Source organism: Actinosynnema sp. ALI-1.44 (genome assembly GCF_001984155.1).
In the GTDB taxonomy this organism is placed as follows: domain Bacteria; phylum Actinomycetota; class Actinomycetes; order Mycobacteriales; family Pseudonocardiaceae; genus Kibdelosporangium.
In genome coordinates, this window is record NZ_MTQO01000044.1 from 295,544 (window position 1) to 320,367 (window position 24,824).

Here is a 24,824-nt window from a genome sequence, read left to right on the forward strand (position 1 = left end):
ACAACTCCTAAGCCGTCAGGCTGAGTATCTCGGAGCGAAGCAGCTTGCGGACCCGGTGCATCCGGGACCGCACGGTGCCCACCGGAATGTCCAGTGCGGCAGCCACCTCGGCGAACGACAACTGGGCCCAGGACGACAGCAACAACACGTCACGGTCGCCCGCGGGCATCTCGGCCAGGACACCGGCGAGCCGTCGGGTGGTTTCCTGCGCGTCCACCCGATCGGCGACTGTGCTGTCCGGCGCGGCCACGTGCGTCCCCGCCGAGCCCGCCGCCCGCGCGGTCAGCCTGAGCACGTGCACCTCCTGCGCGGTATGCCTGCGCAGGAGGTTCGTCGCGATGCCGAACAGCCACGCACGCACGACCGATCGCGTCGGGTCATAGGTGTGCCGCCGTTCCAGCGCGACCAGGAAGGTCTCGCTGAGCAGGTCGTCGGCCGCCGTCCCGACCCTCCGGGCCAGATACCGGTACAGGTCGCTGCCGTGCCGGTCGTACAGGCTGCCGAACACCGCCGGATCGGTCACGTCTGGCCGATCGCACTCGGTTGTCGTCATGTCCTTACTTCCGAGAACCTCGTCGAAGCGTTCACGGCCTGGCCGCCGTCAGCCATGCGGCACGATCTCGTACACGACCGGCGGCGACCCCGTTGCCCACTTCAGCCTGATCGTGTCGGTGGTCAGACCGCGCACCGGCAGCGGGGTGTAGCCGCCGATGAGCCTGCCGATCGGTACCCCCCGGTCCCCTGCCCTGACCTGCACTTCGGCGCGTGCGTCCGCGAGGACGACGATCTTGTCGAGTTCGCGGGCGGTGGGCAGGGTGAAGGTCAGCGCCTCGCCGTCGGCGGGCGGGCGAGTGGCGCGGCCGGGGTTGGCGGCGACGAACTCGCGCTGCACGCGGTTGATCACGTGCGCCTGTGCGCTGGCCGCCGCGGCCAGGCCGGTGCCGAACGCCGCACGGTCCTCGTCGCAGTTCCACCGTTGGTGGTCGATGTCGTCGAGAGCGACGACGAACATGCGCACACCAAGCCGGTACAACGAGGTGAACTTGGCGATCAGCGCGTCGGTCTCCGACGGCCCCGAGTAGCAGATGGACAGACCCGGCGACAGGACATAGCCGAACTCGACGTGGTTGTCCTTGGCGCGCTTGACCAACTCGTCGAGCCGCGCGAGGTGGTCCGCCGGGTAGGGCTGACGCCACTCGGCCCGCAGATAGGGGTCGTCCTTCGGCGTGTAGAAGTACAGGTTCATCTTGTGACGGCCGAAGTAGCCGAAGCTGTCCAGCCGCGCCTCATGCGTCCACGGCGGGCCGTAGAACCCTTCGACCACACCGCGCCAACGCAGCGACGGCCAGTCCCTCACTTCCACGCCGCGCACAGTCGAGCCCCGTGTACACGCTCAGCGCAGATCAACGCCGCCTCCTCGTGATGGTTGCCGCATTTCCGTCTCGCCACACATCTGGTCGCTTCCCGGCGGAAACATCGGACCACAAGGAGCGGCGGATCAGTAGCCCCAGGAGGTGTGACGACCCAATTCGCGGCCCGCGAAAACAACGCACCACACTGACCGGATGAACCTGCGCTATGGGGTCTACCTCCCCCCGTTCGGCCCGTTCGGTGATCCGAGAGTCCTGGTCGACCTGGCCGTACGAGCGGAGGCAGCCGGGTGGGACGGGGTGTTCCTGTGGGACCACGTGATCGGAGCCGTCGCGCCGATCGCCGACCCGTGGACCACGCTGGCCGCCATCGCACACGCGACCGAGAAGCTGATGCTCGGCCCGACCGTCACCCCATTGCCCCGGCGGCGGCCCTGGGTGGTCGCCCGCCACGCGTCCACCGTCAGCAGGCTCTCGGGCGGCAGACTGATCGTGGGCACCGGCCTGGGCTCGGACGAGTCCGGTGATTTCAGCGGATTCGGGGAAACCACGGACCTGGCGACCCGATCGGCGATGCTCAGCGAAGGACTGGCGGTGATGCGGGCGATGTGGACCGGCGAAGCCGTCGACCACACCGGCACGCACTACCGAGCGCGCATCCCGGCGACAGAAGCGGAACCACACCACATCCCGGTCTGGATGGCCGCCTCCACGGTGAATCGCGGTGTGTTGACCCGCGCCATCGGCTGCGACGGGATCTTCCCCAACCCGGAAGACCACGAACTGACCCCGAACGAGATCACCGCGCTCCGCCGCGACCTGGACGACGCCGGTCTGGCGACCGACCGGCCTTTCGACATCGTGGTACGCGGCAACGTCAGCCCCGCATGGCAGGAAGACATGGACGCGGACCTTCCAGAACTCGCCAAGGCGGGCATGACGTGGTGGCTGGAGTCGTTGATCCACTTCGACCCGCTGGACCTGTCGATGGCCGTGGTCGACGCGGGCCCGCCCCGCCTGTGAACCGGAGTGCACAGCGCATTTCGGTTTTTGGTGTGGATAGGATGCGAAATTCCGGGCCACGGGAGCATTGATACACCATCTGACGCAGGGGCGACGGATCATGACCAGCACGTTCGCGCGACGAATACTTCCGATCATCGCCATCGGCGTAGTGGGAGCACTTGTCGCGCTCAACTGGAGTTTCAACGTATTCGGCCTGCGCGCTGAAACCGGTGAACGACAGTGGCACATCAAGCTCAAAAGCCGCGAGCAGCAGGCAGAACCCAACTGCACCGTGTACAACATGAGCCCAGGGCCCCAGTCCATCGCCATCACCGCCTCGTGCATCGAGTTCACCACGTTCGTCGAACTCGTCGCGGAGATCGCCGCCGATGGCAAGATCACCCGGACACGAACCGTCTCGGCGAAAGACGCACAGGTCGGCGATATCGGGTCAATCAAGATGATATCCGGCTTCCCGGTCGTTCTGTACGTGCACCCGAAGGACACCAACGACAAGGTCCCGAGCGTCGTCAGCCTCGACCAGGCGTGGAACATCCAAGGAGTGATTCGCGAGGAACGAACCACCGGAATGACCTCCGACGAAGCCCTGACGTTCGCCTCAGCCGGATTCAACGTCATGCCCGCGGGAGCGTACCCCCAACCCTCCCGCGCCTTGGTGAAGGACACGATGATGTACGCATTCACCAAGCCCAACACAGGAAAGCCGAACAAGGCGGTGGCCGTCGACCTGAAGACAGGAAAGCCCCGGTGGGAGTCCCAGAACGACGGCAACCTCTACCTGCAGATCTTGGCCGTCCAGGACGACAAAGTATTCGTCCTGGAATCAGGCCTGAACGAGAACAAAGATCACAACCAGTCAATAGTCACGCTCGACACGACCACCGGAAAGGTGGTGGACAAGGTGACCACGAAGATCGAAAACCCCAAGGGCGAATCAGTCGTCGCGATATCGTACGCCTTCGTGTACGCGGATCAGAGGGCGTACGCGGTGAACACGGCCAACGACGACAGGACGTGGCTCGCGTACAGCGTGGGCTAACACCGATCACCTCATGCTCGGTACATGCTCCCGGCGAGATTCGTTCGTACAGCAACACCACGCACCGGGTCGAACTCGGCACGATTCACGACACTGACTGGAACGCCAGGCGCTGCCTGCACAGCGGCGAATCCGCCGATTCACCAGGGCATTGGGCAGCCGCCGATGTCGCGGCAGAACGATGGTGACTCTGTTCCACGGGTGGTGCGTGATGCAGGGCCCCGGCAAAGTCGCTCAATGACGCCCGGCGTTGATCACTGTCACTACCCACTGCCGTTCCGCTCAACGCGAGTGTGCGGCTCGAGCGCGAGGTGCGTCGCGTACGTGTCCGTCGGATCGATGTCGGCAACCGTCTGGCGCGCCGCTTTCTGATCGCCCCGATCTCGCAGCAGACACACAAGCTTGTAGAACGCGGTCTTGTCGCCGCAGTCGGCGCGATGCCGTAGTTCACTGTCGCGCCCCTGCTCGTACAACAGGCGGTCCAGCCGTCGTCGAGCACACCGATCGCGCTCTCCCCACCTGGCGAGTTCGTCGAGCCGCCCCGCCTTCGCGAGCAGGTCCATGTGCCACAGGTGTGCGTCGTGAAGGTAGGGGTCGGGGCTGGAACACTCCGCAACGGAGCCGACAACCGTGATTGCCTTATCCCAGTCACCGCGCTTCTCCGAAGCCCGCACCACCGCACCCCAGTCGTCCATGGCGCTCAGTATGCTGCCGGGAGCACCCAGCAGGCTAATGTGAGGGCCGGGGCCCTGGCGGCTGTACGGGCTGTGCCCGCATTGCCATCATCGCTGATCTCGTCGTTGTCCACGGCACGGGCTGGTGCCACTATGCAGGCCTCGGTCGCTGGACTGCCTGCCGCCCTTGCTCTCGTGCCCGATCCTCGTGCCCGCCGGAGCCTGCTGCTCCAAGCCCTCGATCCCGACCTGCTTGCCGCCGCGATCGGGATCCGGCTCGCCGCAGGGATTCCCGCGCCACGACCCGGCGCGAAGCGTGCCATCGCCGTGGATGGCAAGACCCTGCGAGGCTCACGTAGCCGCAACTCCGTCGCCCGGCACATCCCTGGCGGCCGCCGAACCAGCTCGCCACTCTGCCCTGGCGGGTCGTCCCCGACGCTGACCGCGACACCGCACGCGGTCACGGACGCCGCGAGATCCGCACCCTGAAGATCCTGTCCGTCTCTACCGGCATTGACTTCCCCAACGCCGCCCAAGCCATCCAGATCCGACGCCGACGCTGTCCCCTCGACCAGCCAAACGCTTCACCACCGAAACCGTCTACGCGATCACCGACGTCCTCGCGCACCAAGCCAAGCCGCCACAACTCGCCGACTTGATCCGCAGCCCCTGGTCCATCGAGAACACCGTGCACTGAATCCGCGACGTTACCTACGACGAAGACCGCTCCCAAATCCGCACAGGCGCTGGCCCTCAAGTCATGGCCACACTCCGCAACGCCGCCATCAGCGCCCTTCGCCTGGCCGGATTCACGAACATCGCCGCCGCCAACCGCCACCGCGCCCGCAACGCCGACCGACCACTGGCCTTGCTTGGCATCACATAAGGACTTTGCCGGGGCCCTGGGGCATGATGGCTCCCCGAGTCAGCCGAGTGGCCGTGTGAGAGCTCCCGGCGGGGCTTGAACCCGCGACCTCGACGTTATAAGCGTCTTGCTCTGACCGGCTGAGCTACGGGAGCGTGCAAGTACCTGATCCCCGGGTGGCTGCCCCGGGGCCGGGTATGCACTGGCTCAGCGCGTTCGGCATGGAACAAGTGTGGCACGGCGAGCGGCGCTGCGGTTGCTTGGTCGTCCGAGCAAACGGCGGATTCTATGCCGGTAGGGCTGCTGCCAGGCGTTTTGCCTCCGTGATGGTTCGGCTGGTGCCGCGGCGGTTGGCGACGGCGGTCAGTGCGGGGATCGGGCTGGTGGGGCGGACTTGTTCGACGAGTTCGACCGCGAGGGCGAGGAGATCCGCGAGGCGCTGCGGTGGGCGGTCGAGATCTTCGGCGAGCATGGGCGGTAGGGCGGCGGCGATGGTGTTCCATACGTGTGTTGCCGCACCGGATTGGGACAGGTCGCGCAGGCAGGGCACGACCCGGTTGAGGCTCAACTCCACCTCGGCGGCGAGTGTCCCTATCTGGTGCCCGAAGGCTTCCGGGTTCCAGCGGTCGCGGGCCGCGAGCGTGAGGAGTGCGTCCACGGCTTCGGCGCGGTCGTTCTTGTCATGGGCGTCCAGGCCGTGGGCGAAGGCCCGCGCGCAGTGCTCTCCCATCTCGCCGACCGTACGGCTGAGCGCTGTAAGCATGGCGCTGCCGCCGCGTCCGCGTAGAATCTTCTCGTACAGCATCGGCACCATGTGCTTGGCGATCAGTTCGGTGTGGGCGGGCAGCAGAGTCGGCCACGTGGTGGCGAAGTAGTTCCAGTGGTACCACTCACGTGGTTTCAGCTCAGCCGACAGGATTTCGCCGAGGGTTCCGGCTTCGGCCACCGTGCAGTCGTGACTCAGCCAGTGCGCCAAGCGTTTGCCCGCGACTGTGCCCAGGGCGTCCGCTCGGACGGCCAGGGTGGTGTCGCGCTGGTTCGGCAGGCGCAGCAAGGCTTGGGTGAGGTCGTGCTCCCATGGTTCCCAGCCCTCGGCCGCCGCCTGGGACAGGCGCTCCAGCAACACCTCCGGGTCGATCAGGCCGCTGAGGTGCGTCGGTGTGGCGACCAGCATCGGCCGGGGCGCATAGGTCAGGCCCAGCGAGATCTCATGCAGCCGGTGGGCGAGGACGCGTTCCGGCGCGAGCAGATCGTACTTGGCCATGTGTCGACGCCACTGTGTCTCGCCGACCACCGCCTCGGCCGGTGGGTACGGCGTCGTGACGGTGGCGTCGCACGGCCCGGCCGCGGCACTGATCAGCGACGCGAACTCCTCCGACTCATGGATGCGGTGCCATTGCTCGATCGAACTCCAATCCTTGTGTCCTCGCGGCAGGTACGAGCTCAGCAGCGTGGTAGACGCCTCCAGCGCGGCGGTCAGGCCTGCCCTGTCGCGGTGGGCGAACGCCACCAGGCCCGCGACGAGCCGCTCCACCTCCACACCGTCCACGCCGTCGCCGGTTCCGTAGTGGTGGGCCTCCAACGCTTCCACGAGTTCAGGCACCGACTCGACCGGCGCCGGAAACGCCGATTCCTCCGGCGCGGGCAACAGCGTCGTCACCGGCGCCTGCGGCGCATCGACCGCACCGAACGCCGTGGCCGCCTTGGCCCGGAGATCCGCCGGTAACACGCTCGCAGCAGCGGCCAACTCGTCCCGTGTCGCCTGCGACGCGGCAGGGGCGTGGGCGACCGCTATGTCCAGCGCTTTCGCCTGGATGTCCGCGGCATCATGCTCGAACAACGCCGCGAGCACACCTAACGCGTCGTCGACGCGGCCCGGCTGATCGGTGATCGCCACCCTGAGCCGATCGATCTGCGACCGGACCAGCTTCTTCTCCGACCGGAAGAACACTGCCCTGCTGCTGTCAACCAGAAGCTCGAATTCCAGTTCCCCGGCGGCGTCGGCACGGAACAGCTCGCGCTGCGCGACACCCGCGACCGTCGAGTGCGCGTCGGCCAGCAGGGGCACGTAGTCCCGGAGCCGTGCGACGATTTCGGCCAGGTCCGGTTCGACCGCCTCATAGACCCGCAGATAGCCGCGGACGTCACCGAGGCGGCCACCCCGTTGCAGTGCGGCGATCGCGCCGTCGATCACCATGGCGCGATCGACCTCGCCCTGCGCCACCCAGGCGGCGATCCGCCCCGGCCAGCGCTCGCGGGAGTACGCGGACCCGTCGACGATCTGACCGACCCCGGCGACCTCGAACAACCGCGGGACCACCGCCAGCCAGCGTGGATCGACGACTTCCTTGTCCGCCCACTCGTCGCGTAAGGCCAGCGCGTACACCATCCCGTCCGTCATCGGCGGGTCGATGCCGGTCAGCGCCAGCAGGTTGGTGACCAGCCGGAACTGGTGGTCGTCGAACCGCCGGGCCGGCAGGCGGGCGGCCAGCCGTTGCGCCAGGTCCGGCAACCACGGCACGTCCCGGGCCTGCAGGACCTCCAGCACGATACCGACCAGGTCGGTCTCCTTGCGCCACGCGTGCGCGTCCAGACTGTTCCAGAAACCGTTGCGCACCAGCCACGGCGCCAGTGCCGACGCGCTCGGCAGGATGCCAGCGCCGACGATGGACAGACCGCCGCGCAGCTGCCATGTTCCCGCCTCGCCGGAGCGGGCGGTGTGTTCCAGCTCCTTGGCCGGGCCGACCAACGCCTTGCGCTCGGCTGGGCCGAGATCGCACACCGCCGCCGCCAGGTCCTTGTACTTCCGGCTTCGACACAGCTGCTCGATCCGGTCCCAGGCGCTCATCGCCCACTCCCCCGCACGATCTCGGCCGCCAGAACGTGTTTGCATTTACCGCGCGTGCCGCGGTAGTCCAACCACCACGCACAAGTGCACGACGCGTCGGCGCCCTGGAACCTCACCTGATACCCCTTCACGGACAGCACATCCCCATCCCCTGTCACAGCCCCCGCCTCGACCAACGCTCGCGCGTTGCGCAGCCGTGGGTTGAACTGTTCGACCGACTCGGCGGCGTACGGCAACTCCCGGTGGAAGTACGACGCCTCGGCCAGGTCATAGCCCACTCGTCCGCTCACGCCGAGCTGCACAAGAGCGGCTCGCACACGGTCACGCGACAGCCCCGACCGTTCGGCCAGTTCGCCCGGCTCCACCCGGGGCTCGAACTCCAGCAGCGCCCCGATCAGCTCGGCGTCCTGCCCGACCTCTTCTCCGGCAAGGAAGCCCAGCACCGCGCCCTCGCCGGAGAACCCGCGGTTGACCTCCGGCGACAGCACGAGGACGAACGTCATCCCCGGTAGCGCCAGCTCCCACGCGCTGGCACAGGGCAGACTGCGCGCGTCCACGACCGGACCGTACACACGCAACGACTTCGCGTGACGCAGCAGCGGCAGTAACGCCTCAAGCCGTTGCGGCCCGGCCAGACACACAGCGCCCGGCATCGGGCGCGCCGCGAGTCGCAAGGACCGGCCCGCCGGGACGGCCCACGACGCGCCACGGGACCGAGACGACGAGGACAGCGACCGGAGGAACCGGGCGGCCTCGGCCACCGGCAATTCCGCCCGCGGCTCGAACCCGGCCGTGATCACCGGCAACTCCGCGAAACCGCGCAGCCACCGCTGCGGCAGTTCGACCTTCTTCTCGACGGCCACGCCGTCCATTGTGGTCACTGTGACCTCGTCGGGGCCGACCGCGAGCCGCAACGGATCCCCGCTGCCCACCCGGGCGAGCATCCGCCGCAGCGGCTCGTTGACATCGACATTCGTGGTACCGCGGTCGAGGACCTCACCGTCCAGCCCGGCGGAGAGCACATCGAGCCGGGCGTAGACGCCGCAGCAACTCGCGAACGACTCGAACCGCAACCGGTCGCCGTTGCACGTGACCACCGGATCGCGCAGGCGCACCTGGGTCGGCTGGAAGTACCGGCTGGCCGCGACCTTCGCCACCGAGTGCAGGCACGCGGCCGCGGCCGCCGGCTCGGTGAGGAACCCCTTGAAGAACAACGGGTTCTCCACCGGGCGGCGCAGCGCCGTGCCACCCGATGTCTGCAGCCCCAGCAGCCCGCCGGTCAGTTCCGACGACCGCAGGTAGCGGTATTCCTGTGCCACTCCTGTCATGATCGCGACTTTACGGGCAGGGTCTGACAATTCCGGGATCACCGGTAAAGCCGCTGGTCAGCAGCGAGCGGTGCGGGGAAGGGGACGAGATGACGCGGGAGCCGACCAGCCACGAGCGGATGACAGGGCAGCCGTGGAACGCGTCCTATCAGGACGAGCCTGCGCCATGGGACGTCGGCGGACCACAGCGGGCGGTCGTACGCCGGACCGCACCCCATCAGCCAGAACGACCAGCGAGCGGCGTTCGGCAGCCAAGCCGGGTGAACCGTCGCCGCCATCGAACCCGACCGGGTCCAGACGAGGTTCCACGGCGACAACGGCGCACCGGCCTGGCTGGCGACCATCACCCGCTCCTAGTGCTGTGACCGGATATGTCCACCGGGGCGCATCCCATGCACCTGCATGAAACGCAACCAATGTGGCCTTGGTTGCGCCTGGCGCACCGAAGGCCACATTGGTTGCACGCCACGCGAGCGGAACCGGTGAACCATTCCGGTCACGGCACTAGCTCACCAAGTCACGGGCAGCTCGGACGGTCCGCGGAACCGGCGCTGCGTGTGCCAGCGGATGGTGTCCGGGTCGACCGCCAGGCGCAACCCGGGGAAGCGGGTGACCAGGCCGGTCATCGCGACCTCCAGTTCGACGCGGGCCAGCGCGGCGCCGAGGCAGAAGTGCAGTCCGTGCCCGAACGCCAGGTGCGGGTTGTTGCCACGCCTGAGGTCCATCTCCTGCGCACGCGCGAAGATCTCGGGATCACGGCTGGCCAGCGCGTCGGACACGATGACGAGGCTGCCTGCCGGGATGTCCACCTCGCCGACGGTCACATCCGCCGTGGGCACCCGGAACCCCGGCGTCAGCACCGACGGGTACAACCGCATCAGCTCTTCCGACGCGGCGGGCACACCGTCCGGGTTGGCGGCCAGTGCGGTGTATTCCTCCGGCCGAAGCAGCAACGCGTGGATGCTCTTGCACATCTGGTTGGCGGTCGTCTCGTATCCGGCGGGCAACAGCAACACACCGAGGTTGATCAGCTCTTCCTCGGTCATCCGCTCGTCGGCCCGCGCCGACACGAGTTCGCTGAGCAGATCCTCCTTGGGGGACTTGCGTTTGTCGGCGATGATCGTCGACAGGTAGGAGCGCAGCTCGTTCACCGCGGTCAGCTTGGTCTCCGCGGTGTCGGCCGTGGACGCCAGGATCATCGACCGCTCCTGGAACCAGCCGCGGTCGTCGTAGGACACGCCAAGCAGTTGGCAGACAACGGTGATCGGCAACGGCAGGCACAAGGCGTCGACCAGGTCCGCCGGTGGGCCCTGCTCGGCCAGGTCGTCGAGCAGTCCGTCCACCATCTGCCGCACGCCCGGCCGCATGCTTTCGACGCGGCGGCGGGAGAACGCCTTGGCCACCAGGCCACGGATGCGCGTGTGCTGCGGCGGGTCCATGTCGAGCAGCATGTCGCCGGTGCTGCTGGCGCCGGGGCCGGTGTAGTTGGTTCCCCTGGTGCGGAACACTTCCTGGCGGCTGAAGACCGGATCGGACAGGACGTGCACCGCGTCGCGGTAGCGCGTGACCAGATAGGCCGTCTGTCCGGTGGGGATGGTGACCAGGGTCGCCGGGCCGACGTCCTGGATGTCCCCTGCCGGTGGCGGAGTTGCTTCGGTGGTTGTCATCGGCTTTCCCCTTACGCACACGGCGGAAATTACGCGGCGACAACCAGCTTCTTCGACACGTCGAGCGGAGTCAACGGAACACCGGACAGGGCAGGCGCAAGTCTGTGTCAACGCTTTCCCAAGTCACCAAAGGAGTTGTCAACTCTGCCGGTCGGAGCACAAGAATCCACGGATCCCTTTCCCTTGCCCGCGTGCGGACTTACGTTCGCACAAGCGGAATTTTCAGCCCCCGTCGATTTCCGCGTGCCACCACTTGCCAAGGGAGAAGGACATGGACACTGCCGTTGTCGTCGTCGGCGCGGGCCCCGCGGGCCTGATGCTGGCCGGCGAGCTTCGGCTCGCCGGTGTCGACGTCATCGTCGTCGAGAAGCTCGACCGGCCGTCGGGCGAGTCGCGAGGGCTCGGCTTCACCGTGCGCACCATGGAGGTGCTCGACCAGCGGGGCCTGCTGCCGCGGTTCGGTGAGCTGACGACCACCGCGAACCACCACTTCGGTGGCCTGCCGCTGAACCTCAGCGGGCTCGACGGCGCGCACCTGGCGAACAAATCGGTGTTGCAGTCACAGACCGAGGAGGTCCTCGAGAAGTGGGTGATCGACCTGGGCGCGGAGATCCGCCGCGGCCACGAACTGCTTTCCCTCACCCAGGACGGCGACGCGGTCGAGATCGAGGTGCGCGGACCGGCCGGTGACTACCGGCTGCGGTGCGCCTACCTCGTGGGATGCGACGGCGGGCGCAGCAAGGTCCGCAAGAGCGCCGGTTTCGACTTCCCCGGCACGGCGGCCACCATGGAGATGTTCCTCGCCGACGTGCGAGGCGTGCGGGTGCAGGAGCGCAAGTTCGGCGAGACCGTGGCCGGTGGCCTGGTCATGGCGGGTTACCTGGACGACGACTTGGTGCGGCTGATCATCTGCGAGCACGGCAGCGCGCCGAAGCAACGCACCGGGCCCGCGCCGTTCGAGGAGATCGCGGCCGCGTGGACGCGGCTGACCGGGGAGGACATCTCGGCCGGCACGCCCGTGTGGACCAGTGCGTACGGGGACTCGGTCCGGCAGGTCACCAGCTACCGGATGGGCCGGGTGCTGCTGGCCGGGGACTCGGCGCACATCCACCTCCCGGCCGGTGGCCAGGGCATGAACGTCAGCATCCAGGACTCGGTCAACCTCGGCTGGAAACTGGCCGCGGTGGTCCGGGGCAGCGCGCCGGACAGCCTGCTGGACACCTACCACACCGAGCGGCACCCGGTGGGCCAGGCGCTGCTGAAGAACACCCGGGCGCAGGGCATCCTGTTCCTCGGTGGGTTCGAGGTCCAGCCGATCCGCGACGTGCTGGTCGAGCTGATCGAGTTCGACAGCGTGCGCCTGCACCTGTCCCGCATGGTCAGCGGCCTGGACATCCGGTACGACATGGGCGAGGACGGTCACCCGCTGCTGGGTCGCCGGATGCCGCACGTGGACCTCGTCGAGCACGACCGCAAGACCAGCACCACCGAGTTGTTACACCCCGGCCGTGGAGTGCTGTTGGACTGCGCCGACGACGCGGGGATGCGGGCGGATGCCGATCCGTGGGCGGACCGGGTGGACACCGTGACGGTGACACCGCTCAACGAGAGCGTGAACGCGCCGTTCTACGGCGCGAGCTCGTTCCTGATCCGACCAGACGGCCACGTCGCGTGGGCGTCCGGCGGCAGAACGAGCGTCGCGGCGGCACTCGAACGATGGTTCGGTCCCGCTTCGCGCTGATCTCCTCCGACCTGCCGGACGTCGACGCCGCCGAGATACGGGTATCTCGGCGGCGTTCACCTTTGTCGACAGTTACGAACCGACTTCCTGCCTGGCACGGGTGCGTGCCACGACGAACCCGGCCAGCACCATGGACGCGGCCGCGAGCGCCGCGCCCCACCGCAACGCCGACGAGCCGGTCACCGCCCACAGCGCTGCTCCGGCCGCCGACCCGAACGCGTTTCCCAACTGGCGCACCAGGCTTGAGGTGGCCGCGGTCAGCCCGAGCCGCTCACGCGGCGCGTTGCCCATCAGGAAGACCTGCAACTGCCCGTTGAACATGCCGAATCCGGCACCGACCACGGCCAGGCGCCAGAACAGGTCCGCCGGTCCCCCGGTGGCGAGCAACAGCAGGACGAACCCCACGGTGATCACCGCGGCACCCGCCACGGCGACCGGTTTGGTACCGACGCGGTCGGCGACCATGCCGGCGGCATAGCTGGTGGCCAGCGCGGCAACGGGGTACGCCAGCAGCACGAGACCAGCGGTGCCCGGCGTGGTGCCGAGCCCGTGCTGCAGGACGAACGGGAACACCAGAACGAGCACGTGAATTCCCACGTACACCAGGGCAAGCGCGACGTGCGGCCCGAGCACTCCGGGCGTGCGCAGCAGTTCACGCACCGGGACAGCGTCCGCGCCGCGATACCACGTCACGACAAGCGGTACCGCCAGCACCGACACGATCAGCCACACCGGGCTCTCGGTGACGGCGAAAGAGAGTCCGAAGAGGACGGCTATCGCGCCGCCGCCGAACGTGGCCGCCTCGACCAGCCAACGGCGTTGTGGCCACGTCAACCGGTCACCGAGCGGCAGTTGCCCAGCGGCCAGCAACGCGACGACAGCCAGCGGCGGGATGGACAGGTAGAAAACCCACGGCCAGCCAAGCGATTCGACGATCTGCCCGCCGACGACCGGCCCGGTCACCCCACCGGTGGTGCCGAACAGCATGATCACACCGAACGCCCGCGCCCGTGCGTCCGGCCGAACCGACACGGTGGCGAGTACCGACGACAGCGCCAGCAGAACGGCGCCGAACGTGCCCTGCACCACCCGCGCCGCCACCAGCCACCCGATGCCGGGCGCGAGCCCGGCCGCCGCCGTCGACAGGGCGAATCCCGTGCACGTCAGCGCCAGCGCCCGGCGCGGGTCGACCGCGTCGACCCATCGCCCCGCGCACAGGCCCAGCCCGATGATCGGCGTCAGGTACCCGAGCACGACCCATTGCACGGCCGCCGTGGACGTGGCGAGGTCGTCCTGGATGGACGGCAGCGCGATGTTCACGATCGTGGCGTCCAACTGGGCGACGAACACCGCCAGTCCGGCGGCGACGACCAGGCTCCATCGGCTGCGTTCCACGGTCATCGCTTCCCGGCGGCGGCGGGGTTGACGTTCTCGATGCCGAAGCTGATCACGCGCCGGGGGTGGACGCGGATGATCGCGCCGTCGTAGCCGACGTCCGCGCCCTCCCACGCCGAGTCGACCGGTTCGGTGATGGCCTCCGCGTGGCCGCGGATCTCGACGCACCGCACCTGCCAGGTCTCGGGCGACACCACGTCGTCGACCACGAATCCGACGCGGCCGTTGGCGGTCACGTTGCGGAACTTCTGGCTGGCGGCCATCCGGCGGCCGCCGATGTCGATCGTGCCGGTGCGGGTGTTGTACCGGTAGACGACCGGCTTGACCTGCAACGAACCGGTGGGGTGCGCGGTGGCCAGCCGGCCGAGCGGCTGGCTGGCGAGGTAGTCGAGTTCGATCTCGGTGAAAGGCATGGCAGTCCTCGTGATCCGGGGTCGGTGGTCGTGCGGGCCGGTGCGGGCCGTACCCGCACCGGCCGGGGTGTGGTCAGCCGACCGGGTAGCGGTATCGCGGCGTCAGTTCGATGCTGTTCATCCGCCAGCCGCGCTCGGTGCGCACGCAGCCCACGTGGGCGCCGGTGACGTTCACGCTGACCGGGGGCGCCTCGTTCTCGCGGCCGATCAGCACCCCGATCACGTTGGCGGTCACCGTCGCGCGGTCGCCGTCCAGTTCGATGCCGAGGCTGGACCCGTTGTGCTGTGTGGCCTGGTAGTGGACGTTGAGCTCACGGGTGATCCGGACGACCTCGGCGCGACCCGCGATCGGTTCCCCACCGCCGACGACCAGGGTGATGTCGTCGGTGTACATCTCGTCGGCGTCGTCGAACTCCTGTGCGTCCAGTGCGCGCCAGTTCCGCGTGAGCAGTTCGGAGATCTCGGCTCGGTCCGACAGCCTGCGCAGCAGAGTGTCCTGTTCGGTCGTGAATGTGTTCGTCATGTTCGCTCCACATCGGAACTCGGTGGCATGCGGAAAGCAGCTTCTCTTGGGTCGACCCGACCACAAACGCTGAAATGCCCGACTCCAGCGGGCTCACGCTCGATCCTGGCTTATCCGCCGACCGGTGGCAACCCGCGTCCGGATACACATGGCGCCGTTGAAAATCCGCGTCAAGTGAACTCAACGGCATCGCCAGAAAACATCCAGGTCCTCGTCAGCGGTCACTGGTGGCACATCTCGTGCGTACCGGATGGATGCCCCTCGCCACAAGCAGGACCCGACTACCGCCGCGAGTCAGACACGCCCGAGGCAGGTCGACAACGGCGAAATCAGACAAAAGGATCGAGTGAATCATCCTCAGCGGACGGTTGAAACCCACACCACTTTTACGCAGCTCTAGCCATTCACCTACATTCAGGGGCGAGAATCACATCGGCGACCGCGCAAAAAGATACCACCCAACGGGGTACCAGTAAGCCCAGCCTAATATCACCCCACGTGTGCCCACCCGGCGAAACACCGGTTCGTCAACAGTACGAACAGGTGAAAAAATCTACACCGGCAGCGTCCCCGGCGACTCTCCGTGAAACCTGTCAGGGTTTGACCCGCTTGACAGCCCTGCGGTCATCTATTACCCAGGTTCACAGGGACCACTCGTTCCGCTGGGAAACCTGGGGAGATCGTTGAACGTCGCTGGAAAACCTCTGCGCCCGCACACACCGCCTGGGCGAAGGAGGCGTATTCCACTCACGTAACAGCCCGGAAACACACGAGGGCGCAGCACGCCCAAAACCGGGCCGGGTGTTCGCAATAACCGGCAGGCACCGTACCGCACCAAGCACTGGGGATTATGATCATGCACTCGCTTCGCATCCTGCTCGTCGAGGACCGGGAGAAGTCCAGCTCGCTGCCACACACCCTGTCGCGCCACGGCTACGACATCGCCACGGTCGGCACCGGCGGCGAGGCGCTGACCGCCAACGACGACGCCGACCTGATCCTGCTCGACCTCGAACTGCCCGACATGGACGGTCTCGAGGTGTGCAGGCAGATCCGACAGCTCAGCGACACCCCGATGATCGCCTTCACCGACGGCGGCGCGCAGCTGGAGCGCGTCCTGGTCCTGCAGGCCGGCTCGGACGACTGCATGGACAAGCCGTACGAGTTCCGCGAGCTGCTCGCCAGGATCGAGGCGCTGATGCGGCGGCTGCGGCCGCGTCAGCGGCCCCGCGCGGTCGAGCTCAGCCTGTCCATCGGCGCGCTGGAGATCGACGCGACCGCCCGCGAGGCACGGCTGGACGGCAGGCACGTCGAGCTGACCCGCAAGGAGTTCGAGCTGCTGCACTACCTGGCGCGCAACGCGGGCACCGTCGTCACGCGCCAGCGGCTGATGGCCGAGGTCTGGGGCGACCAGACCCCGCACGCGGCCAGCGTGCGCGCCAGCCGGACGATCGACACCCACGTCGGCTCGCTGCGCAGCAAACTCGGCGGCAGCGGCTGGATTCGCACCGTGCGCGGGGTCGGCTTCCGCTTCGCCTGCCGTTAATCGCGCTCGAATCGCATTTTCCGCACGGCAGTTGCCGCCCCTTGGCAGACGCTTGACAAAGCTTTGTGGTTGTTCTTGCAGCTCACGCGTTGACGCGGGGCACGGGCGGCGGCAAGACTCGATATCAACACACCGACAGCACCGAAAAACCCAGACAGCCCGTCAGAAAGCACTGTCCTGGTGCGGAAACCTTCTCCATTCGACACCCACGCGAATTGATCGCGGGTGGTTTCCGCGCTGCCATCGTACGCACGAAGGGAACGACAGCTCATGGTCAATGGGAAGCCCGTTGACGCTCCCGTGATCGTCGTCGGCGCCGGGCCGTCCGGCCTGATGCTCGCCGCCGAACTCCGGCTCGGCGGAGCCGACGTCATCGTCCTTGAGCGGCTTGCCGAGCGGACCGGGGAATCCCGTGGGCTTGGGCTGTTCATCCGCACCATGGAGGTGTTCGACCAGCGCGGCCTGCTGCCGAGGTTCGGCAACCCCGAACAGAGCTCGCTCGGCCACTTCGGTGGCGTGCCACTGGATTTCAGCGTTCTCGACAACCCGCACCTGGCCAACCGCACGGTGCCGCAGTCGCAGACGGAGACCGTGCTCGAGGAATGGGCGGCCGAACTGGGCGCCGACATCCGCCGTGGGCACACTGTCCGCGCGATCCGGCCCGACGACGACGGTGTCGACGTGGAGGTGGCCGGGCCCGACGGCACTGTCCACACGCTACGCAGCCGGTACCTGGTCGGCTGCGACGGCGGGCGCAGCCTGGTCCGCAAGCAATGCGGTTTCGACTTCCCCGGTGTCGCGGGGACGATGGAGATGTTCCAAGTCGACCTCAAGGGCATCGAGATGAAGCCGAGGGAGATCGGCGAGAAGGTCCCCGGCGGCATGGTCATGGGCGGGCCGCTCGAGGACGGCGTCTTCCGGATCACCATCTGCGAGCAGGCCAACCTGCCCAAGGAACGCACCGAACCGGTCACGTTCGCCGAGACCGTCGAGGCGTGGAAACGCCTGACCGGTGAGGACATCTCGGCGGCGACCCCGGTCTGGATCGGCGCGTTCACCGACGCGACCAGGCTGATCACCGAGTACCGGCGCGGCCGTGTGCTGCTGGCGGGCGACGCGGCGCACATCCACCTGCCCGCGGGCGGCCAGGGCATGAACACCAGCATCCAGGACTCGGTCAACCTCGGCTGGAAACTGGCCGCGGTGGTTCGCGGTGACAGCCCCGACAGCCTGTTGGACACCTACCACACCGAACGCCACCCTGTCGGCGAGCGGCTGACGATGAACACCCGCGCGCAGGCGCTGCTGTTCCTGCGCGGCCCGGAGATGATGCCGCTGCGCCAGGTGATGACCGAACTGGTCGAGTACCCGGAGGCGCACCGGCACCTGGCACGCATGGTCAGCGGCCTGGCCGCCCGCTACGACGTCGGCGAGGGCACGCACCCGCTGCTCGGCGAGCGGATGCCACTCGTCGAACTGATCACCGCGGACGGCAAGACCACCACGACCGAACTGCTGCGCCCCGCTCGTGGCGTGCTGATCGATTGCGCGGACAACGCCGACCTGCGCGCCGCTGCCGAACCGTGGGCCGACCGCGTGGACGTGATCACCGCGTCCCCGCACGAGAGCGGCCCGCTGGACGGCACCGCGGCGGTGTTGCTGCGGCCCGACGGGCACCTGGCGTGGACACCCGAGAGCAGCGACGACCTGGCGACCGCGCTGGAGCGCTGGTTCGGCCCGAAGGAAACACGATGACTCGCAGAGAAGTGGCGATCACCGGGATCGGGGTCGTCTCCCCCGGCGGGATCGGCGTACCGGAGTTCTGGTCGCTGCTCACCGAGGGGCGCACGGCCACCCGGCTGGTCACGTCGTTCGACCCGGCGCAGTTCCGGTCGCGGATCGCCGCGGAGGCGGACTTCGACCCGGCCGAGCACGGCCTCGGCCCGCAGGAGATCCAGCGGATGGACCGGGCCGCCCAGTTCGGTGTGGTGACCGCACGGGAAGCCGTGCGCCGCAGTGGCCTTGACGTGTCCACTGTGGATCCCGGCAGGATCGCGGTGAGCGTCGGCAGCGCGATCGGCGCGTCCATCGGTCTCGAGGAGGAGTACCGGGTCGCCAGCGACGACGGCAAACTGGACCTGCTCGACGAGAACTACGCGTCCAAGCACCTCTACAACTTCTTCGTGCCCAGCTCGATCGTGGCCGAGGTGGCGTGGGCGGTCGGCGCGGAGGGCCACGCCACCATGGTCTCCGACGGCTGCACGTCCGGTGTGGACGCGGTGGGCTACGGTTGCGAGCTGATCCGCGAGGGCTCGGCTGACGTGGTGATCGCGGGCGGCACCGACGCCCCGATCACGCCGATCACGCTGGCCTGTTTCGACGCGATCAAGGCGACCACCCCGCGCAACGACGACCCGGAGCACGCCTCCCGGCCGTTCGACGCCAGCCGCAACGGGTTCGTGCTCGGCGAGGGCGCCGCGATGTTCGCCCTGGAGGACCTGGAGCACGCACGCCAACGCGGCGCGCACATCCACGCGGTCATCTCGGGCTTCGCGGGACGCTGCAACGCCTACCACATGACGGGCCTGAAGACCGACGGCCGCGAGATGGCCGAGGCGATCCGTGTCGCGATGGACGAGGCACGCGTCAACCCCGAGGACATCCAGTACATCAACGCGCACGGGTCGGGCACCAAGCAGAACGACCGGCACGAGACCGCCGCGTTCAAGCGCAGCCTCGGTGAGCAGGCGTACCGGATCCCGGTCAGCTCCATCAAGTCGATGATCGGGCACTCGCTCGGCGCCATCGGCGCGATCGAGGTCGCCGCGTCCGTCCTCGCACTGGAGCACGACGTGCTGCCGCCGACCGCGAACCTGCACACCCCCGATCCCGAGTGCGACCTGGACTACATCCCGGTCACCGCACGGGAGCAGGACACCGACACCGTCCTGACGGTCGCCAGCGGGTTCGGCGGGTTCCAGAGCGCGATGGTGCTCACCGCACCGGGAGCGAGCCGATGAAACCGTCCACAGTAGTCACCGGGATCGGTGTCACGGCACCGAACGGCCTCGGCACCAAGGCCTACTGGGCCGCCACACTGGAAGCCACCAGCGGCATCGACCGGATCACCCGGTTCGACCCGAGCCGCTACCCGGCCCGGTTCGCCGGCGAGGTGCCGGGGTTCGTGGCCAAGGAGCACCTGTCCAGCAGGCTGCTGCCGCAGACCGACCACATGACGCGCCTGGCGCTGGTGGCGGCGGACTGGGCGTTCGCCGACGCGGGCGTGCAGCCCGACCAGCTCGACGGGTACGACATGAGCGTCGTGACCGCCAGCTCGGCCGGTGGTTTCGAGTTCGGTGAACGCGAGCTGCAGGCCTTGTGGAGCAAGGGCAGCAAGTACGTCAGCGCGTACCAGTCGTTCGCGTGGTTCTACGCGGTGAACACCGGGCAGATCTCGATCCGCAACGGCATGCAGGGCCCGAGCGCCGCTCTGGTGAGCGACCACGCGGGCGGGCTGGACGCGATCGGCCAGGCCAGGCGGCAGATCCGCAAGGGCACGCCGCTGGCGTTGACCGGCGGTGTGGACGGTTCGATCTCGCCGTACGGCTGGATCTCGCACCTCGCGAGCGGCCGGATCAGCACGGCCGAGACGCCGGACCGGGCCTATCTGCCGTTCGACGCGGCCGCGTCGGGCTACGTTCCCGGCGAGGGCGGCGCGTTGTTCGTCCTGGAGGAAGCGAACGCCGCGCGAAAGCGGGGCGCCGAGATCTACGGCGAGATCGCCGGATACGCGTCCACCTTCGACCCGCGGCCGGGCAGCGGACGGCCACCCGCGCTCAAGCGGGCGATCACGTTGGCGCTTCAGGACGCCGGTATGGCGCCACAGGACATCGACGTGGTGTTCGCCGACGCGGTCGCCGTTCCGGAGCTCGACCGGCTGGAGGCCGAGGCGATCACCGAGGTGTTCGGGCCGCGCGGGGTGCCCGTCACCGCGCCGAAGACCATGACCGGACGGCTGTACGCGGGCGCCGCCCCGCTGGACGTCGCCGCCGCGCTGCTGGCCATCCGCGACGGCGTGCTCCCGCCGACCGTCCACATCGAACCGGACGACGGTTACCAGCTGGACGTGGTGACCGGGATCCGGACAACGCCGCCGCGCAGCGCTCTCGTGATCGCCCGCGGGTACGGCGGTTTCAACTCGGCCGTCGTCGTGCGGTCCGCTCGCTAGGAGGAAACATGTCCGACAAGTTCACCATCGAGGACCTGAAGTCGATCCTGCGCGAGTGCGCGGGTGAGGACGAGGGCGTCGACCTCGACGCGCAGATCCTGGACACCAAGTTCGAGGACCTCGGCTACGAGTCGCTGGCCATCTTCGAGACCACCAGCCGGATCGAACGCGAGTACGGCGTCTCGCTGGGTGAGGAGGCCCTCAACGACGCCGACACGCCCCGCGCTCTGCTCGACATCGTCAACGCCCGCCTGCTCAGCCTGGCCTGACCCCACCGAAAGGGAACTGCAATGCCGAAAGTAGCCCTCGTCACCGGCGCGACCAGCGGTATCGGCCTCGCGGTCGCCCGTGCCCTCGCCGGGCTCGGCCACCAGGTCTTCATCGGGGCGCGGACCGCCGACAACGTCGCCGCGACCGTGAAATCCCTGCAGAAGGAAGGCTTCGACGTCGACGGCACCAGCCTCGACGTGCGGGAGCCCGGCGAGGTCCGCGGGTTCGTGCAGGCGGCCGTCGACCGCTACGGCCCGGTGGACGTCCTGGTCAACAACGCCGGTCGCACCGGCGGCGGACCGACCGCCGACATCCCGGACGAACTGTGGCACGACGTGATGGCCACCAACCTCAACAGCGTCTTCCTGATGACCAGGGAGGTGCTCACCACCGGCGGCATGCGGGACAAGAAGACCGGCCGGATCATCAACATCGCCTCCACCGCGGGCAAGCAGGGCGTGGTGCTCGGCGCGCCGTATTCGGCGTCCAAGCACGGCGTGGTCGGCTTCACCAAGGCGCTGGGCAACGAACTCGCCCCGACCGGCATCACCGTGAACGCCGTCTGCCCCGGTTACGTCGAAACGCCGATGGCACAGGGTGTCCGGCAGCGGTACGCGGTGGCGTACAAGACCACCGAGGACGCCATCCTGGAGAAGTTCAACGCCAAGATCCCGCTCGGCCGGTACTCCACGCCCGACGAGGTCGCCGGTCTGGTCGGCTACCTGGTCTCGGACACCGCCGCGTCCATCACCTCGCAGGCGCTCAACGTCTGCGGCGGCCTCGGCAACTTCTAAGGAGCGGTGACGTGTCCAACGAGAACCTGCGTGAGGTCGAGCACGAGATCACCGTGCGGGCCGGAGCGGACGAGATCTACCGCCTGCTGGCCGAGTGCGTGAACTGGCCGCGGCTGTTCCCACCGACGGTGTACGTCGACCGGACCGAGATCTCGGCCGAGGAGGAGCGGATCCGGATCTGGGCGACGGCCAACGGCGAGGCCAAGAACTGGACCTCACGCCGCTGGCTCAAGCCCGCCGAGCGGCGCATCGACTTCCGCCAGGAGGTCTCGCCGCCGCCGGTGGCGTCCATGGGCGGCGGCTGGATCATCGAGCCGCTGTCGGAAGGCGAGAGCCGTGTCCGGTTGCTGCACGACTACCGGGCGATCGACGACGACCCGGACAGTCTGAAGTGGATCGACGAAGCCGTTGACACCAACAGCCGCAAGGAACTCGGCGCGCTGAAGGAGAACATCGAACGGGCGGCGGTGACGGCGCGGGAGGACCTGATGCTGTCGTTCGTCGACACGGTCGAGATCGCGGGCTCGGCCAAGGACGTCTACGAGTTCGTCAACGAGGCCGACCGGTGGACCGAGCGGCTGCCGCACGTGGCCAGGGTGTCACTGCAGGAGGACACCCCGGGCCTGCAGGTCCTGGAGATGGACACCCGGACCAAGGACGGCTCGACGCACACCACCAAGTCGGTCCGGGTCTGCTTCCCGAACGAGAAGATCGTGTACAAGCAGACCACGCTGCCCGCGTTGATGGCGTTGCACACGGGTTACTGGGAGTTCGTCGAGCACGACGACGGCGTGACCGCGTCCTCCGAGCACACGGTCGTGATCAACACCGAGAACATCGCCAGGATCCTCGGCGCCGACGCGACCGTGGCGGACGCGAAGAAGTTCGTGCACAACGCGCTGAGCACCAACAGCCGCGCGACCCTCGGGCACGCCAAGGACTACGCCGAGAAGCGGAGCTGAGCCGTCGTGCGGGACACGTCCGTGATCGTGGTCGGCGCAGGCCCGGCAGGGCTGTTGCTGGCCGGTGAGCTGCGGCTCGGCGGAGCCGACGTGATCGTGCTGGAACGGCTGGCCGAACCGGTCACCGAGTCACGGGCCTCCGTGCTGCACGCCCGCACGATGGAACTGTTCGACCAGCGCGGCCTGCTCGACGAGCTGGGCACGCTGCCCAACCTGCCGATGGGCCACTTCGGCGGGCTCCCGCTCGACCTGACGGCCGACACGCGTTACCCGGGGCAGTGGAAGCTGCTCCAGACCCGGACCGAGGCGCTGCTCGAGCGTTGGGCCACCGGGCTCGGCGCTCGGGTGCGCCGCGGGTTCGAGGTCACCGGGCTGACCGAGAAGTCCGACTGTGTCGAGATTTCCGGCGTCGAAGTATCGGGCACAGTCGTGCTGCGCGCGGACTACGTGGTCGGGTGCGACGGTGAGCAGAGCACGGTCCGGCGGCTCGCCGGGTTCGACTTCCCCGGCGAGGACGCGGGCCGCGAGCTGATCAGGGCCGACATCACCGGCATCGAGATCCCGAACCGGAAGTTCGAACGGCATCCGCGTGGACTGGCGAACGCCTACCGCTACCCGGACGGCACGACCAGGCTGATGATGCACGAGTTCGGTGCCCGGCCCCAGGGCACCGAGCCGACGCGTCAGCAGCTGGTCGACACGTGGCACCGGATCACCGGCGAGGACATCAGCGGCGGGGCCGTGGTGTGGCTCAACGCCTTCGACGACACCCGCAGGCAGGTGGCCCAGTACCGCAAGGGCCGGGTCATGCTGGCCGGGGACGCCGCGCACCGGCAGCTCCCGACCGGCGGTCAAGCGATCAATCTGGCCCTGCAAGACGCGATGAACCTGGGCTGGAAACTCGCCGCCCAGGTACGCGGCGACGTCGACCTGCTGGACACGTACCACGAGGAACGCCACCCGGTCGGCGCGCACGTCCTGGCCAACATCGCCGCACAGACCCAGTTGCTGTTCAGCGACCAGAACATCGAACCGGTCCGGACCGTGATGGCCGAACTGATGGCGATGGAGCCGGTCCGCAACCACCTCGCCGAGATGATCAGCGGCCTCGGCATCCGCTACGGCGATGTCGGCAGCCGCATCCCGCCGATTCCGGCCCTGCGTACGGGCAAAGGTGTGCTGTTGGGCGGCGATCGGGCCGTCGCCGCACCCTGGGCCGACCGCGTCGAATTCGCCGACGAACTGGGCTTCGGCAGCGCCCTGATCAGGCCGGACGGCTACATCGCCTGGGTCGGCGGCACCTGCGGAACCCTCGAAGCCGCACTGCGCCAGTGGTTCGGCGCTGACAGGAGGACGACATGAAGACGGCACTCGTCACCGGCGCCAGCCGTGGCATCGGCCGGGCCATCGCGCAACGCCTCGCCCGCGACGGAGCACTGGTCGCCGTGCACTACGCGACCGAGGCGGACGCCGCCGCCGACACGGTCCGCGAGATCGAGGCGAACGGCGGACAGGCTTTCGCCGTCCAGGCGCGGTTCGGCGCTCCCGGTTACGTCGACGACCTGTTCGACGCGGTGGAGAGCGGGCTCAAGTCGCGGACCGGCGCGTCCACACTGGACATCCTGGTCAACAACGCCGGGATCAAGCTCGTCCGGGACCCGGAGGAGACCACGCGGCAGGACCTGGACGAAGTGTTCGACGTCAACGCCAAAGCACCGTTCCTGATCATCCAGCGCGCCGTCGGCCTGTTGCCGGACGGCGCCAGGATCATCACCATCTCCTCGGGGATCACGCGCTTCGGCAACCCGCAGGAAATCGGGTACGCGATGAGCAAGGGCGCGGTCGAACAGCTGTCCCTGCACTGGGCCAAACACCTGGGGCCACGGGGAATCACCATCAACACCGTGGTACCCGGCGTCACCGACAACGGCACCGAGCCGGTGTTCCGCGACCCGCAGATCCGGGCGCACCTCTCGGAGATGGCCGCGCTGAAACGCGTCGGCGAGACCACCGACATCGCCGACATCGTCGGATTCCTCGCGAGCACCGACGCCCGGTGGATCACCGGCGCGCTGATCAACGCCAGCGGTGGCGCGCTGCTCGACTGAACTGGCGGCGCCCACGTGGAAGGGATG

24 protein-coding genes and 1 tRNA gene are annotated in these 24,824 nt (G+C 68.3%); 14 read left to right on the forward strand and 11 right to left on the reverse strand.

The window, feature by feature from the left end; translation table 11 throughout:
* Positions 1–7: 7 nt before the first annotated feature.
* Together ALI144C_RS20025 and ALI144C_RS20030 are read right to left on the reverse strand one after the other, a co-directional pair.
* Positions 8–553: an RNA polymerase sigma factor gene (locus ALI144C_RS20025; RefSeq protein ID WP_076988625.1), complete on the reverse strand. Its 546-nt coding sequence runs from the start codon at positions 551–553 to the stop codon at positions 8–10.
* Between the two features lie 48 nt (positions 554–601).
* Positions 602–1,363 (reverse strand): beta-N-acetylglucosaminidase domain-containing protein, encoded by a 762-nt coding sequence (locus ALI144C_RS20030; RefSeq protein ID WP_202819000.1) that lies wholly within the window; start codon positions 1,361–1,363, stop codon positions 602–604.
* Positions 1,364–1,565: 202 nt separating this feature from the next.
* On the opposite strand from ALI144C_RS20030, the gene ALI144C_RS20035 reads away from it, so the two are divergent.
* Entirely contained in the window at positions 1,566–2,393 is an 828-nt protein-coding gene (locus tag ALI144C_RS20035; protein WP_076988627.1) for an LLM class flavin-dependent oxidoreductase, read from the forward strand.
* Positions 2,394–2,493: 100 nt separating this feature from the next.
* Positions 2,494–3,435 carry an outer membrane protein assembly factor BamB family protein gene (locus ALI144C_RS20040; protein WP_076988628.1) on the forward strand — a complete coding sequence of 314 codons (942 nt, stop codon included), beginning with the start codon at positions 2,494–2,496 and terminating at the stop codon, positions 3,433–3,435.
* 263 nt (positions 3,436–3,698) lie between these two features.
* On the opposite strand, the gene ALI144C_RS20045 is transcribed toward ALI144C_RS20040, so the two are convergent.
* Positions 3,699–4,130 (reverse strand): hypothetical protein, encoded by a 432-nt coding sequence (locus tag ALI144C_RS20045; protein WP_076988629.1) that lies wholly within the window; start codon positions 4,128–4,130, stop codon positions 3,699–3,701.
* Between the two features lie 132 nt (positions 4,131–4,262).
* Here ALI144C_RS20045 and ALI144C_RS56780 point away from each other — a divergent pair, with 132 nt between their 5' ends.
* Positions 4,263–4,598 (forward strand): hypothetical protein, encoded by a 336-nt coding sequence (locus tag ALI144C_RS56780; RefSeq protein ID WP_202819001.1) that lies wholly within the window; start codon positions 4,263–4,265, stop codon positions 4,596–4,598.
* 271 nt (positions 4,599–4,869) lie between these two features.
* Positions 4,870–4,995, forward strand: coding sequence for a hypothetical protein (locus tag ALI144C_RS58435; protein WP_269086687.1), 126 nt, complete (start codon positions 4,870–4,872; stop codon positions 4,993–4,995).
* A gap of 60 nt (positions 4,996–5,055) precedes the next feature.
* Here the strand turns inward: ALI144C_RS58435 and ALI144C_RS20055 are convergent.
* The 5 genes from ALI144C_RS20055 to ALI144C_RS20075 form a co-directional block, all read right to left on the reverse strand.
* Positions 5,056–5,129 (reverse strand) — tRNA-Ile (locus tag ALI144C_RS20055).
* Between the two features lie 131 nt (positions 5,130–5,260).
* The gene (locus tag ALI144C_RS20060; RefSeq protein ID WP_076988630.1) at positions 5,261–7,822 is read right to left on the reverse strand and encodes a DUF6493 family protein; all 2,562 of its coding nucleotides are present in this window, start codon (positions 7,820–7,822) and stop codon (positions 5,261–5,263) included.
* Positions 7,819–9,150: an SWIM zinc finger family protein gene (locus ALI144C_RS20065; protein ID WP_076988631.1), complete on the reverse strand. Its 1,332-nt coding sequence runs from the start codon at positions 9,148–9,150 to the stop codon at positions 7,819–7,821. The genes ALI144C_RS20060 and ALI144C_RS20065 overlap by 4 nt, the downstream gene beginning before the upstream one ends.
* 38 nt (positions 9,151–9,188) lie before the next feature.
* On the reverse strand, positions 9,189–9,494 hold the full coding sequence (locus tag ALI144C_RS55605; RefSeq protein WP_168211299.1) for a hypothetical protein: 306 nt from the start codon (positions 9,492–9,494) through the stop codon (positions 9,189–9,191).
* Between the two features lie 165 nt (positions 9,495–9,659).
* On the reverse strand, positions 9,660–10,817 hold the full coding sequence (locus ALI144C_RS20075; protein ID WP_076988633.1) for a cytochrome P450 family protein: 1,158 nt from the start codon (positions 10,815–10,817) through the stop codon (positions 9,660–9,662).
* A gap of 271 nt (positions 10,818–11,088) precedes the next feature.
* Between ALI144C_RS20075 and ALI144C_RS20080 the strand changes: the two genes are divergently transcribed.
* Positions 11,089–12,558: an FAD-dependent monooxygenase gene (locus ALI144C_RS20080; protein ID WP_076988634.1), complete on the forward strand. Its 1,470-nt coding sequence runs from the start codon at positions 11,089–11,091 to the stop codon at positions 12,556–12,558.
* Between the two features lie 72 nt (positions 12,559–12,630).
* On the opposite strand, the gene ALI144C_RS20085 is transcribed toward ALI144C_RS20080, so the two are convergent.
* From ALI144C_RS20085 to ALI144C_RS20095, 3 genes are all read right to left on the reverse strand, one after another.
* Entirely contained in the window at positions 12,631–13,953 is a 1,323-nt protein-coding gene (locus ALI144C_RS20085; protein ID WP_168211300.1) for an MFS transporter, read from the reverse strand.
* 2 nt (positions 13,954–13,955) lie between these two features.
* Positions 13,956–14,366, reverse strand: coding sequence for a PPOX class F420-dependent oxidoreductase (locus ALI144C_RS20090; RefSeq protein ID WP_076988636.1), 411 nt, complete (start codon positions 14,364–14,366; stop codon positions 13,956–13,958).
* Between the two features lie 73 nt (positions 14,367–14,439).
* Positions 14,440–14,889, reverse strand: a complete 450-nt coding sequence (locus tag ALI144C_RS20095) for a nuclear transport factor 2 family protein (RefSeq protein WP_076988637.1) — start codon at positions 14,887–14,889, stop codon at positions 14,440–14,442.
* 856 nt (positions 14,890–15,745) lie between these two features.
* Here ALI144C_RS20095 and ALI144C_RS20100 point away from each other — a divergent pair.
* From ALI144C_RS20100 to ALI144C_RS55615, 9 genes are all read left to right on the forward strand, one after another.
* A complete protein-coding gene (locus tag ALI144C_RS20100; RefSeq protein WP_076988750.1) occupies positions 15,746–16,435 on the forward strand; it encodes a response regulator transcription factor in 690 nt (229 codons plus the stop codon).
* Between the two features lie 270 nt (positions 16,436–16,705).
* Positions 16,706–18,190: an FAD-dependent monooxygenase gene (locus tag ALI144C_RS20105; RefSeq protein WP_076988638.1), complete on the forward strand. Its 1,485-nt coding sequence runs from the start codon at positions 16,706–16,708 to the stop codon at positions 18,188–18,190.
* A complete protein-coding gene (locus ALI144C_RS20110; RefSeq protein WP_076988639.1) occupies positions 18,187–19,455 on the forward strand; it encodes a beta-ketoacyl-[acyl-carrier-protein] synthase family protein in 1,269 nt (422 codons plus the stop codon). Before ALI144C_RS20105 ends, ALI144C_RS20110 begins: the two co-directional genes overlap by 4 nt.
* Positions 19,452–20,663: a ketosynthase chain-length factor gene (locus ALI144C_RS20115; RefSeq protein ID WP_076988640.1), complete on the forward strand. Its 1,212-nt coding sequence runs from the start codon at positions 19,452–19,454 to the stop codon at positions 20,661–20,663. Before ALI144C_RS20110 ends, ALI144C_RS20115 begins: the two co-directional genes overlap by 4 nt.
* Before the next feature lie 8 nt (positions 20,664–20,671).
* The gene (locus tag ALI144C_RS20120) at positions 20,672–20,932 is read left to right on the forward strand and encodes an acyl carrier protein (protein ID WP_076988641.1); all 261 of its coding nucleotides are present in this window, start codon (positions 20,672–20,674) and stop codon (positions 20,930–20,932) included.
* A gap of 21 nt (positions 20,933–20,953) precedes the next feature.
* Positions 20,954–21,727 carry a 3-oxoacyl-ACP reductase FabG gene (gene fabG, locus ALI144C_RS20125; protein ID WP_076988642.1) on the forward strand — a complete coding sequence of 258 codons (774 nt, stop codon included), beginning with the start codon at positions 20,954–20,956 and terminating at the stop codon, positions 21,725–21,727.
* A gap of 11 nt (positions 21,728–21,738) precedes the next feature.
* Positions 21,739–22,689 carry an aromatase/cyclase gene (locus tag ALI144C_RS20130; protein WP_076988643.1) on the forward strand — a complete coding sequence of 317 codons (951 nt, stop codon included), beginning with the start codon at positions 21,739–21,741 and terminating at the stop codon, positions 22,687–22,689.
* Positions 22,690–22,695: 6 nt separating this feature from the next.
* A complete protein-coding gene (locus tag ALI144C_RS55610; protein WP_076988644.1) occupies positions 22,696–24,051 on the forward strand; it encodes an FAD-dependent monooxygenase in 1,356 nt (451 codons plus the stop codon).
* The gene (locus tag ALI144C_RS55615; RefSeq protein WP_076988645.1) at positions 24,048–24,797 is read left to right on the forward strand and encodes an SDR family oxidoreductase; all 750 of its coding nucleotides are present in this window, start codon (positions 24,048–24,050) and stop codon (positions 24,795–24,797) included. Before ALI144C_RS55610 ends, ALI144C_RS55615 begins: the two co-directional genes overlap by 4 nt.
* The last annotated feature ends 27 nt before the right edge of the window (positions 24,798–24,824 follow it).